The sequence below is a fragment of the Gluconacetobacter johannae genome (assembly GCF_014174305.1).
GTDB lineage: Bacteria > Pseudomonadota > Alphaproteobacteria > Acetobacterales > Acetobacteraceae > Gluconacetobacter > Gluconacetobacter johannae.
In genome coordinates, this window is sequence record NZ_JABEQH010000017.1 from 83166 (window position 1) to 94552 (window position 11387).

Below are 11387 nucleotides of genomic sequence, written 5' to 3' on the forward strand. Positions count from 1 at the left end.
GCGCAGGGGGCGCCCAGGACGATGCCGCTCTTTCCCGGACAGAAAGCCCCGGATTTCCGTGCCGAGACCACCGCCGGGCCGATCGCGTTCCATGCGTGGCTCGGCGCGTCATGGGGGCTGCTGATAAGTCACCCCGATGACTTCAGGCCATCGACACTGCGCGCCGCCGCCGAGGGGGCGGCGGGCGGCGCGTTCCGCGCGCCGCGACTGCTGGGCCTGTCGGGCGGCCCTCGGGCGGACGCCCCCATCCCGCTGGTTCTCGCCCCCGCGGACGACGTGCGCGCGCTCTATACCGGGATCAGTCCGGACGTATCCGCCGGCGCGCGCCCGCACGACCGCAGCGTGTTCATCATTGCCCCCGACAAGACGATCCGCATGACCGTCTCCCACCCGTCCTCCGGGCTCCAGGATTTTGGCGACATCCTGCGGATATGGCAGGCGCTGTCCGCTGCCGATCGGACCGAGGACCATGATGTGAGGTCCGCCGCATGACCCTGAACATGGACGATCCGCTCTCCCCATCACGCGGTGCCCGGCCCCTGTCCGGGGCGGCATGGCGACACGCCACGGTCAAGGCGCCGACGCCGGCCGCCCGGCCCGAAAGGGCGGACAAACCGGTCCATATGTGGGTGTCGAAGACCGCCCTGACCCGCCGGATCACGCGGATCAGGGGATATCCGCGCAATGACGGATGGTTCACGCCGGAGAACGGCGACCATGCCCTGCGCGTCGGCCGGGACTGTTTCCCGTCCCGGCATGACGCCGCCGCCGATGCCGACCATCGCCGCGCGCAGAAGATCGAGAGCTTGCGCGTCCAACTCGCGAAGCTGGAGGAACTGCTGCATGCCGACTGAACCCGCATCCACGCCCGGCTTCGCACGACCCGACCGCCGGATGCCACCCGCACGGGTCCCTCCCGACGCCACGGCATCGGGACACGGCACGCGCCTGTCGCCCGCCAAGGTGCAACGCCTACGCAACCTGCTGTCGCCTTATGATACCGTCATCGTTCCCGGCCTGCACGGATCCGGTCCGGACCACTGGCAGACACGCTGGCAGATTGCCCTGGCCAGCCGCCGGGTCACCCAGAAGGACTGGGAGGAACCCGTCTACGAGACCTGGGTCGCGGGCCTGGAAAAAACGATACACACCTGCCGGCGTCCGATCCTGTTCATCGCCCACAGCCTGGGCGCGGTGCTGGTCGCACGCTGGGCGCAGAGCCAGAGCGGGCGAGGCATTGCCGGCGCCTTCCTCGTCGCCCCGGCGGACGTGGAGACCGCGACGGCCCCCGAGCGCGACCGGATTTACGGTTTCCATCCCCTGCCGCGCACGCCGCTGCCCTTTCCGGCCACGCTGGTCGCCAGCCGGAACGACAACTGGCTTGCATTCGCGCGCGCCGAGGATCTGGCGGCGGCCTGGCGGGCGTCCCTGGTCGATGTCGGCGCATCCGGTCATATCGGCGGCACCTCGGGCCTCGGCGCATGGGACGCCGGGCTCGATCGACTGACGCGCTTCGTCCGCGCCCTGCCCGACGGAACCAGCCACCGTCCGACGTCCGCCTGATAGCGTCGCCCCTTGGAAACCCAGGACGTCATAAACGAATGGGATGCAAGGGCCGAGGCCCTTGCCCCCTGAAACCCCGCCAAAGACCACAACCCCAGGCTGAATCGGGGGATGATCCTGCTCATTCAGGAATATTTTTCTCCTTCCTCTGGACTTCGGTCGAGATGCTTAATTTTTGATAAATACCCAAAGCAACAACAATAAACGTTGCACAAAATATGAGAATTGCCGGATAGATTATTTTTTCCGGATAGTTTCCGCTGGTCTCAAAAACGCCGACAAGACCTTCTATGAATATTGCTATTATTATTGTCGTTATGAATTTTGTCAGACTCATCCGCGCTTCTGAAAGGGTTTTCTTGCTTCGGGTGTGAATAACTTCTTCTTCGACAAAGAATTTCGCCACGTCAAACACGGCAATGGCGATGACGACGTAGCTCACCGCCTGCAGGACCGCCTCCCGTCCTTCGTGTCGTGACAGGCCGACGGAGGCGATCAGATCGAGCAATCCGTAGGCAATCAAGGCCACCGACAGCATCATGAGAATCAGGCTGGCGCACGCGAATGTCAGGCGGGACAGGGTATTCATCTTGTCGATCACGGTCACTCCGGGTCCGGTTTCCCGCCCTGTCATGGACGACATGCACCCCTAGCACCGGACCGGCCCCAGAGTTCCGCCCCATGCGGCCAGTGTCCGCCACGCACCTGCCGGCGGGCCGCGCGCAGGAAGATCCGGATGGCGCGAGGTCCCTGCCCCGGTATCAGATCCGTGACTTTCCCGAGCGGAATGCGTAACAGTTCCCCTGTGATGCCCTATTTCTTTCGCAACCGCTCTTCCGCCATGCCATTCCCCGCATGCCGGCCCCCGCATACGGCAGCAGACTTGCCCCGCCGATGGTACGACGCGCCCCGATGACCCCGGACCTGATACACGTACACAATCTGTGGTTGATATTCGTCGCCGTCCTGGTGTGCGCGAACGGGTCATGGACGTCGATCACCCTGTTCGACCGCGCCATCGGCGCGGCGGGAACCCGCCAGACGGGGTGGCAGGTCCTGACCGCCATCGCGGCGGGCACGACCGTATGGTGCACGCATTTCATCGCCATTATCGCCTTCAATCCGGGGGAGCCGGTCCGCATCGACCCCGGCCTGACGATGCTGTCCCTGGTCCTGGCGATGCTGGGGGCGGGGCTGGGCTTCGCCGTCGCCATGATAAGGTCGAAATGGTGCATGCCGATGATGGGCGGGGTCGGCATGGGGCTGGCGATCGCGGGGATGCATTACACCGGCATGCGGGCCTACCTGGCCCATGACGTGGTGACGTGGAACCCCGCCCAGGTGGCCGTGTCCGTCATCCTGACCATGCTTCTCAGCGCCGCCGCGCTGCATTTCGCGGTGCGTCGCGCCGAAGCCGCCGACCGGCTGATCGCCAGCGTCCTGATCTGCCTGGCGCTGGTCGGGCTGCATTTCACCAGCGTCAGCGCCCTGCACATCGCCCCGCCGCCGGGCCCGGGAACATTCATCTATCCCGCCACCATGCAGGCGATGGCGATCGCGGTCGCGATCGGCGCCATCGGCATTTTCGCGACCATCCTGGCCTGCAACCAGATCGACGAGACCACCCGGAAGGAGGCGTACGACAAGATCCTGCACATGGCCCTGCACGACAGCCTGACCGGGCTGCCGAACCGGGAAAGCTTCAACCGGCGCCTGGACGGCGAGATCGCGCATGCCGATGCCCATGGCGCCAGGATCGCGCTGGTTGTCTTCGACCTCGACCGGTTCAAGGCCATCAACGACCTCTGGGGTCACACTGCCGGCGACGAGGCCTTGCGCCTGATCGCCGAGCGTCTGCGCGCCACCCTGCGCCAGGACGAATTCATCGCCCGGGTCGGCGGGGACGAATTCGCCGCGATCTACCGGATCGAAAGGGAGGACGACCTGGCCGATTTCCTGGCGCGGATCGCGGCGGTGCTGAATCGGCCGATCCGGATGGGGGAACGGGACATCATGGGCGGGGGCAGCATCGGCATCGCATTCTATCCCGATAACGCCGACGGCAAGCAGGGCCTGGTCAACAACGCCGACCTGGCCATGTACCGGGCGAAGAAGAACGCGGCCCAGAAGATCTGTTTCTATGATGAAGCCATGGACGAAGCCGTCCGGACCCGCACGGCCCTGATGGCCGAATTGCAGGCCGCCCTGGAAAAGGGCCTGTTCGAGCTGCATTACCAGGTCCAGACGTCCGTCCTGACCGGCGAGATCACGGGGTACGAGGCCCTGCTGCGCTGGCGGCACCCGGAACGCGGGGTGATCCTGCCGTCGGAATTCATCCCGCTGGCCGAGGAGAGCGGCTTTATCGGCCGGCTGGGGGAATGGGTTCTGCGTACGGCCTGCAAGGAAGCCACGACGTGGAAGCCGCCGTACAAGGTCTCGGTCAATCTTTCACCCGTGCAGTTCGCCTATCCCAACCTGTCCGGGCTGATCGCGGACGTTCTCCGCGAGACGGGGCTGGACCCGGCACGCCTGGAACTGGAACTGACGGAATCGACGATCATCACGGACAAGGCCCGCGCGCTGGCCATCGTGCATCAGATCAAGGCGCTCGGCGTCACCATCGCGCTGGACGATTTCGGCACCGGCTATTCGTCGCTGGACACGCTGCGGTCGTTTCCCTTCGACCGGATCAAGCTCGACCGCTCGTTCATGCAGGATTTCGAATCCAGTCCACGGGTCAAGGCCATCGTGCGGGCGGTACTGGCCCTGGGCAAGAGCCTGGACATCCCGATCCTGGCCGAAGGGATCGAGACACCGGGCCAGCTTCTGCTGCTGGGCGAAGAAGGGTGCGACCACGCGCAGGGTTTCTTCCTCGGCCGCCCCGCCACGGTGCGCGACATCGTGGACAGCGGCCAGATCGCCAGGGCCGCGTCGTTCGGCCATTCCGCGCGGGAAGATCGGGCGTTGCCCGAACCCACCAGGGCCTGAGGCCCTGGACCCCAATCATGAGAGCAGGTTGGCACGGCCCACCTGTCCGGCGGCGCGCATAAAAAAACGGGCCGGGACGGTATCCTTCCGCGATGGCGGTCGGATACGTCCCGGCCCGTTTTCCAACCCGGATGGTGGAGCCTGTCCACCACCCGGGCCGGCGGATGCGATCAGCGCTTGCTGAACTGGAAGGACCGGCGGGCCTTGGCGCGACCGTACTTCTTGCGCTCGACAACGCGCGGGTCACGGGTCAGGAAGCCGGCGGCCTTCAGGATGCCGCGCAGCGTGGGCTCGTAATGCGTCAGCGCGCGGCTGATGCCGTGGCGAACCGCACCGGCCTGGCCGGACAGGCCACCGCCCGTCACCGTGCAGTAGACGTCGAACTGGTTGTAGCGATCGGCAACCAGGAAGGGCTGAGTAATCAGCATACGCAGGACGGGACGCGCGAAATAGGTCCCGACCGCACGGCCGTTGACGGTGATGTCACCCTTGCCCGGCTTGATCCAGACGCGGGCCACGGCGTCCTTGCGGCGGCCGGTGGCATAGGAACGGCCCTGCGCGTCGCGCTTGGGCTCGTAGACCGGAGCCTCCTGCCCGACGGCGATCTGGCCGGACGCGACGACGTCCTTCAGGTCGGCCAGCGTGCCCGTGCGCTCTTGGGTTTCAGACATGATGCTCAGGCCCCGATCTTCTGGGAGTTGATGGCGTTCTTGCGGTTCAGCGCGGCGACGTCCAGCGTCTTGGGCTGCTGGCCGGCATGCGGGTGCTCGTTGCCCGCATAGACATACAGATGCTTCATCTGCGCGCGCTGCAGCGGGCCGCGGGTAATCATCCGTTCAACCGCCTTGGTCACCACATGGCCGGGGTTCTTGCCCTCCAGACGCTGGGTGATCGTGCGCTCCTTGATGCCACCCGGATAGCCGGTGTGGTAATGGAAGAGCTTCTGCCCGACCTTGTTGCCGGTCAGGCGCACCTTCTCGGCGTTAATCACGACGATGTTGTCGCCGCAATCGACATGCGGGGTGAACTGCGGCTTGTGCTTGCCGCGCAGGCGCTGGGCGATGATGGCCGCGAGCCGGCCGAGAACGAGGCCTTCGGCGTCGATCAGGATCCAGTCCCGTGTCACCTCCGCGGGCTTCAGCGAGAGAGTGGTCTTCATCTGTATGTGTTCCGTCTGATAATAGGAGCGGTAACGGGTGGCGCGTTATCGTCGCCCGCACCCGTCCCGTCAAGATCAAAACGGGTTTTTGCGCCGATTTTTCGGGGAACTCGACGACGGTATCCCGATACCACATCCCGCCGCCGCAGGACATTGCCGGGCCGGCCGGGAATGATGTAGCTCTCGCACAGGCCATTACGGATGACCCGCACGTGAAAAAACTTTTCTCCGCCCTGACGCTGCTTCTGATTATCGTGATCGTGGGGGGGCTGGGCCTGCGTCATTTCGCCGGGCAGCGGCTGGAATCCGCGGTCGCCGACCTGCGCGCCGCCATCGGGCCGGACGCCAGCCTGACCTATGCGACCGCGACGCCGCGCCTGCTGTCGCGGGGGGCGGTGTTTACCTCGGTCACCTATCGCAACCCGCAACTGACGGTGACGGCGGCCGACGCGGTCATCGGCCGGGTGACGGGCAACGCACTGGGCGGCCAGCGGATCGGCCGGGTGACGCTGCATGGCGTGCAGATCATGGAGCCCGGCGCCACGGCGTCAATCGCCCTGCTGGTGCTGGACGGGCTGGTGCTGCCCAATGCCGGCCCGCCCTCCGCCGAGCAGCCCGCCCCGCCGCGCCTCGATTCCATCCTGCTGGATGCCGGGCAGGTCGAAGGGCTGCACATCGCCGTGCCCGCCACCCAGACCGACCTGACGGTCGCCCGCGCGGCGGTCCGGCAGTACGGGCTGGGCCGGTCGTCGCACCTGGACCTCGACACGCTGGCGGCGCAGATCAACCTGACCCCGGGGCGGCATATCGCCATCGGGCACCTGCGGGTGGACGGGCCGGATTTCGCCGGGCAGATCGCCAGCCTGCTGCAATCGGGACACATGATCCACGAAACCGGCCGGCGCCACATCGACGCCTCGGCGGTGGCGATCGACGCGACGGGGCCATTGCTGCGGGTCGGACATCTGGTGGTCGATCATGACGCGACGGCGACCCGCGACGAGGTGGACAGCACCCTTACCGGCCTCACCCTCTGGCCGGCGCAGGACCAGTCCCTGCTGCGTATGATCGGCTACGACCGCTTCGACGGCGACGTGCATGCGATCGCCACCGTCGACCGGCAGAACGGACGGCTGCAATTCCATCCGTTGGTCATCGACGCCCCGACCATGGGCCGCATGAGCCTGATGGCCGACCTGGACCAGATCCCGGTCGACGATCCGATGACCCTGCCCGAGACGGCGCGACTCGTGTCGGCCACCATCGACTGGCGGGACCGGTCGCTGGCCGGCCATGTGCTGGACGGCCTGGCCCGCGCGCGGCAGATGGCGCCGGACGCCTATCGCCAGCAGGTCTTTGCCGACCTGGCGGCCTCGCCGGACGGGTCGATGCAGGCGCTGGGCCGTTTCCTGCAATCGCCCGGCCATCCGGTGCAGATCCTGCTGCGTCCGCCCCAGCCGCTGAACGTGGCGATGCTGGGCGTGGCCCTGGCGATGGCGGGCGACCCGTCCACCGCCGGCCTGCTGGGCCTGACGATCTCCAGCCCGTGAGCGCGACACCGCCGGGCCCGCCGGGACCGGTCCATGTCGTCGGCGCGTCGGGCCGGTCCGGCGCGGCCCTGTGCCGCGCCCTGCTGGACCGGGGCACGACGGTGGCGCCGGTGGTGCGCGACGCCGCGCGCTGGCGGGCGACGGGCCTGCCCGGCACGGCGCGCGTCGCCGACCTGACCGGCCCCGCCGCCGCGCTGGCCGAGGCGCTGGCCGGCGCCACGCGGGTGGCCAGCACCGCCCATGCCCGCCATGTCCCCGCCCTGCTGGCCGCCATGCCGGCGGACGCGGCGCTGGTCTGCCTGGGCAGCACGCGCAAATTCACCCGCTGGCCCGACGCCCATGGCAATGGCGTGCTGGCCGGCGAGGCCGCCCTGCTGTCCTCCGGCCGGAACGGCGCGATCCTGCATCCCACGATGATCTACGGCGCGCAGGGCGAAAACAATGTCCAGCGCCTGGCGGCCCTGATGCGCCGCCTGCCGGTCATCCCGTTGCCGCAGGGGGGCCGGTCGCTGGTGCAGCCGATCCATCAGGACGATGTGACGCGCAGCCTCCTGGCGGCGCTGGAACGCCGGTGGGAAGGACCGCACGCGCTGGTGATCGCGGGGGGAACGGCGGTGGCCTATCGGGATTTCGCGGCGATGGTGGCGCGCCGGGCCGGCCTGCGGCCCCGCGCCATCCTGCCGGTGCCGATGTGGACGATGCGGCTGGCGGCCCTGGCGACGGGCCTGGTCCCCGGCCTGCCCACGGTCGGAGCGGCCGAAATCCGTCGCCTGCTGGAAGACAAGGCGTTCGATATCGGACCGATGCAACGGGAACTGGGCCTGACGCCCATGACACTGGAAGAGGGGCTGTCCCACCTCTTTCCGACCTGAAGAATTTCCGATTTCGGGAAATCCGCTGGGGCGAACGACATGGCTTCGGGTGGCCTGTTACCTGATCGGGGGCTTAGGCGTGAGAGCCTACGCTACCGCCCTTGCTACCATGTCAGGGTGCTGGCCGATCACCCGCACGTAGGCGATGGCGAAGTCGGGGGCGGTTGCCCGTGCCTGTTCCCAATCGCGCAAGGTGCCCACAGGAACCCGGAACCGGCTGGCAAACTCGGCCTGCGACAACCCAAGGCCCGTCCGAGTCTTACGGATCAGCCGGGCACGCTGGCCACGGTCCATCGCTTCCAGGGTCACGTCGAAGTCTGCCGGGTCCGTGGGATCAGCAGGCAGAATGATATGCTCGTTCTTCACCCTTGTTGCTCCTTCTCACCGAGATGAACCGGGGTAAGTCGTCCCGCCAGACAAACACACCTGTGAACAGTTTTGCATCCACAGCGCCGATTACCTTGAACCTCTCTTCCCCGTCTTCCGGCCGAATCGATGGGAGAATCAGATGGTTGTCGTCCTCGAAGATCCTGTTGCCGAACAGCAGAGGCAGCTTGTGCTTCTCACGGTTCGCAGCGTCCTTCACAGGATCGAAGTTCATAAGGTGACTATACGGGAATCCCGTATTTCATGCAAGAACTCACCATCAGGCTGAGACCCTATGACTGAACACCCTACACCCCGCCCTTTCGGGGTAGGCGGTGCCATCGCCTGAACCTCGCCACGCATGGACAACAGGTCAGCCGACGCCACGACCACGGCGGCGTCCGGCGGCTTCAAACCTGCTGTAATTGAGTCGGTGGTCAAGATCCTGCCGAATCGCGGATAAAACCGTGTCTCGGCGCTTCCGGGCCTCTTTGTGGTCCCCGGCCCCCAAGGTCTTGACGACATCCCTACGCCGGCCGGTCGCTGCCCCTGTGGCAACACCGACGTCGGTCCAGCGATCTTTATCTTTAGGGATGATGAACCGGACACACCATGTCCGGCCTCGTAGCGTCATTTTATGCACGTCAACCGCCTTCCTGTCGGTAGGAGGCATGACGCTAGACCTGTAACGCACAGCTACAGGTATGTGACGCTGGCATGTTGTAAGTGACTGTTTTCAATCACTTTTTAACCGCTGGGGCGAACGACGGGGCTCGAACCCGCGACATCCAAGACCACAACCTGGCGCTCTACCAGCTGAGCTACGTCCGCCACAGCGGGCTGTGATGTAGACAAGCTCGTCCTGCGCGTCAATCGCCCATGACGCGCCGCCGGGCGAAAAAAGATGGCGCGCCGGTCGAAATGCCTAAAGGGTGCGTACTCCGGCCTGGATCCGGGCCACGGCCTCGGCCAGCACCTCCTTCTTCTTGCAGAAGGCGAAGCGGACCAGGTGCCGGGGAGCGTCCGGCGTGTCGTAGAAGGCCGAAACCGGGATCGCCGCCACCCGGCACCGCTCCGTCAGGGCGCGGCAGAACGCGACATCGTCGCCCGCGAAGCCGGTGGGGCGGATGTCGGCGATGACGAAATAGCTGCCGTCGCAGGGCAGGATGTCGAACCCCGCCGCCCGCAACCCGTCGGAGAGCTGGTCGCGCCGGTCCTGCATCTCCGCCGCCAGGGTGGTGAAGTAATCCGTGTCCTTGTCCAGCCCCACGGCGACGGCCCGCTGCAGGTTGGGCGCGGTGGTGAAGGTCAGAAGCTGGTGCGCCTTGGCGACGCAGGCGGCGATCGCGGCCGACGCCGTGACGTAGCCGACCTTCCACCCGGTCAGCGAGAAGCTCTTGCCCGCGCTGCCGATCCGCACGCAGCGTTGGCGCATGCCCGGCAGGGCCATCAGCGGCAGGTGCCGCGCATTGCCGAAGGTCAGGTGTTCGTACACCTCGTCGCAGATCGCATAGGCATCGTGGCGCGCCAGCAGGTCGGCGATGAAAGCCAGTTCGTCGGGGCGGAACACCTTGCCCGTCGGGTTCATCGGGGAATTGAGCAGGATGGCCTTGGTCCGGGGGCCGAACGCGGCCTCCAGCGCGGCGCGCGGCAGGGACCAGTCGGGCGGGGTGAGGCGCACCGGCCGCGCCACGGCGCCCAGCGCCCGCACCACCGGCAGGTAGGTGTCATAAAGCGGCTCCAGCACCACGACCTCGTCGCCCGGATCGACGATCGCCATCAGCGACGCGGTGATCGCCTCGGTCGCGCCGGAGGTCACCACGACTTCGGTCGCCGGATCGACCTCGATCCCGTAGAAGCGCGCGTTCGACCGCGCCACCGCCGCGCGCAGTTCCGGCACGCCGGTCAGCGGCGGGTACTGGTTGCGCCCGTCGCGCAGGGCGGCGGCCGCGGCGTCGATCAGGTCGGCCGGGCCCTCGGTGTCGGGAAACCCCTGGCCCAGGTTGATGGCGTCATGCTGGACCGCCAGCGCCGACATCACCGTGAAGATCGTCGTCGGCAGGCCGGACAGCATCGTATTCAGCGATTTCATGATCGTCCTCTGGGCACACGGGCGCCGTTCATCCTATCTGGCGGCAGATGTGCGGAAAATGCCGGATTTTTGCAATCCGATCCGATTGCCCGAAACCGCGACCCGTGTCACGGTGCGGCCAGGCGGCCCGCCGACGTCGCGGGACCAGGCGGGCCGGCCGGGCTGGCGCAACGCGGTCCCGCGCGCCGGGACCGACCAGGATATGACGGCGTGGCATGAAAAAGATCGAGGCCATCATCAAACCCTTCAAGCTGGACGAGGTGAAGGACGCCCTTCACGATATCGGGCTGATGGGCATCACCGTGACCGAGGCCAAGGGGTTCGGCCGGCAAAAGGGCCATACCGAACTTTATCGCGGTGCCGAGTACATCGTCGATTTCCTGCCGAAGGTGAAGCTGGAAATCGTCTGTTCGGACGATCTGGTCGACCGCGCGGTCGAGACGATCATGGCCGCCGCGCGCACCGGACGCATCGGCGATGGCAAGATCTTCATCCTGCCGGTGGAAAGCGTCATCCGGATTCGCACCGGCGAACGGGGGGAAGACGCAATCTGACGTCCTCCCTGCCCGATTTTCATCCCCTTTCCCGCCGTGGCCCGTCGTCCCGAACAGGACGAACGTGCCGCTGTTCCCTCACCGCTTCACCGCCGTGCCGTGCGGTATCATCAGAAAGCAGGTAAATCAGAGATGGCGAAAAAAGCCCCGACCCCGGCCCCAGCGGCCCCCCCTTCCCCTGACGCGGCGTCTGTCGCGAAGGTGTTCAGCCTGATCCAGGAACATTCGGTGGAACTGGTGGAC

13 protein-coding genes and 1 tRNA gene are annotated in these 11387 nt (G+C 66.6%); 7 read left to right on the forward strand and 7 right to left on the reverse strand.

Translation table 11 applies throughout. The features are described from left to right. The first annotated feature begins 21 nt into the window (after positions 1 to 21). From HLH21_RS12900 to HLH21_RS12910, 3 genes are read left to right on the forward strand one after another with little or no spacing between them, the layout of a single operon-like run. Positions 22 to 492: a thioredoxin domain-containing protein gene (locus HLH21_RS12900; protein WP_182944160.1), complete on the forward strand. Its 471-nt coding sequence runs from the start codon at positions 22 to 24 to the stop codon at positions 490 to 492. Next, positions 489 to 854: a hypothetical protein gene (locus HLH21_RS12905; RefSeq protein ID WP_182944161.1), complete on the forward strand. Its 366-nt coding sequence runs from the start codon at positions 489 to 491 to the stop codon at positions 852 to 854. The genes HLH21_RS12900 and HLH21_RS12905 overlap by 4 nt, the downstream gene beginning before the upstream one ends. Further along, on the forward strand, positions 844 to 1563 hold the full coding sequence (locus HLH21_RS12910) for an RBBP9/YdeN family alpha/beta hydrolase (RefSeq protein WP_246379707.1): 720 nt from the start codon (positions 844 to 846) through the stop codon (positions 1561 to 1563). Before HLH21_RS12905 ends, HLH21_RS12910 begins: the two co-directional genes overlap by 11 nt. 121 nt (positions 1564 to 1684) lie before the next feature. Here HLH21_RS12910 and HLH21_RS12915 read toward each other — a convergent pair whose 3' ends face one another. Continuing rightward, entirely contained in the window at positions 1685 to 2152 is a 468-nt protein-coding gene (locus tag HLH21_RS12915) for a hypothetical protein (RefSeq protein ID WP_182944177.1), read from the reverse strand. Positions 2153 to 2511: 359 nt separating this feature from the next. On the opposite strand from HLH21_RS12915, the gene HLH21_RS12920 reads away from it, so the two are divergent. Further along, positions 2512 to 4551 (forward strand): putative bifunctional diguanylate cyclase/phosphodiesterase, encoded by a 2040-nt coding sequence (locus HLH21_RS12920; protein WP_182944162.1) that lies wholly within the window; start codon positions 2512 to 2514, stop codon positions 4549 to 4551. A 170-nt stretch (positions 4552 to 4721) separates the two neighbouring features. Here the strand turns inward: HLH21_RS12920 and rpsI are convergent, their stop codons facing one another. Continuing rightward, complete coding sequence (gene rpsI / locus HLH21_RS12925) at positions 4722 to 5222, reverse strand: 30S ribosomal protein S9 (protein ID WP_182944163.1); 501 nt, start codon at positions 5220 to 5222, stop codon at positions 4722 to 4724. A 5-nt stretch (positions 5223 to 5227) separates the two neighbouring features. Next, positions 5228 to 5710, reverse strand: a complete 483-nt coding sequence (gene rplM / locus HLH21_RS12930; RefSeq protein WP_182944164.1) for a 50S ribosomal protein L13 — start codon at positions 5708 to 5710, stop codon at positions 5228 to 5230. Positions 5711 to 5922: 212 nt separating this feature from the next. Between rplM and HLH21_RS12935 the strand changes: the two genes are divergently transcribed. Together HLH21_RS12935 and HLH21_RS12940 are read left to right on the forward strand one after the other, a co-directional pair. Then, positions 5923 to 7260, forward strand: coding sequence for a hypothetical protein (locus HLH21_RS12935; RefSeq protein WP_182944165.1), 1338 nt, complete (start codon positions 5923 to 5925; stop codon positions 7258 to 7260). After that, positions 7257 to 8132 carry an SDR family oxidoreductase gene (locus tag HLH21_RS12940; protein WP_182944166.1) on the forward strand — a complete coding sequence of 292 codons (876 nt, stop codon included), beginning with the start codon at positions 7257 to 7259 and terminating at the stop codon, positions 8130 to 8132. Before HLH21_RS12935 ends, HLH21_RS12940 begins: the two co-directional genes overlap by 4 nt. Positions 8133 to 8219: 87 nt before the next feature. On the opposite strand, the gene HLH21_RS12945 is transcribed toward HLH21_RS12940, so the two are convergent. The 4 genes from HLH21_RS12945 to HLH21_RS12960 form a co-directional block, all read right to left on the reverse strand. After that, on the reverse strand, positions 8220 to 8498 hold the full coding sequence (locus HLH21_RS12945) for a helix-turn-helix domain-containing protein (protein WP_182944167.1): 279 nt from the start codon (positions 8496 to 8498) through the stop codon (positions 8220 to 8222). Next, complete coding sequence (locus tag HLH21_RS12950) at positions 8467 to 8733, reverse strand: BrnT family toxin (protein ID WP_182944168.1); 267 nt, start codon at positions 8731 to 8733, stop codon at positions 8467 to 8469. Before HLH21_RS12950 ends, HLH21_RS12945 begins: the two co-directional genes overlap by 32 nt. Positions 8734 to 9253: 520 nt before the next feature. After that, positions 9254 to 9329 (reverse strand) — tRNA-His (locus tag HLH21_RS12955). 94 nt (positions 9330 to 9423) lie between these two features. Continuing rightward, positions 9424 to 10590 carry an aminotransferase gene (locus tag HLH21_RS12960; RefSeq protein WP_182944169.1) on the reverse strand — a complete coding sequence of 389 codons (1167 nt, stop codon included), beginning with the start codon at positions 10588 to 10590 and terminating at the stop codon, positions 9424 to 9426. 215 nt (positions 10591 to 10805) lie between these two features. Here HLH21_RS12960 and HLH21_RS12965 point away from each other — a divergent pair, with 215 nt between their 5' ends. Then, positions 10806 to 11144 (forward strand): P-II family nitrogen regulator, encoded by a 339-nt coding sequence (locus HLH21_RS12965; RefSeq protein ID WP_182944170.1) that lies wholly within the window; start codon positions 10806 to 10808, stop codon positions 11142 to 11144. Positions 11145 to 11387 lie beyond the last annotated feature (243 nt).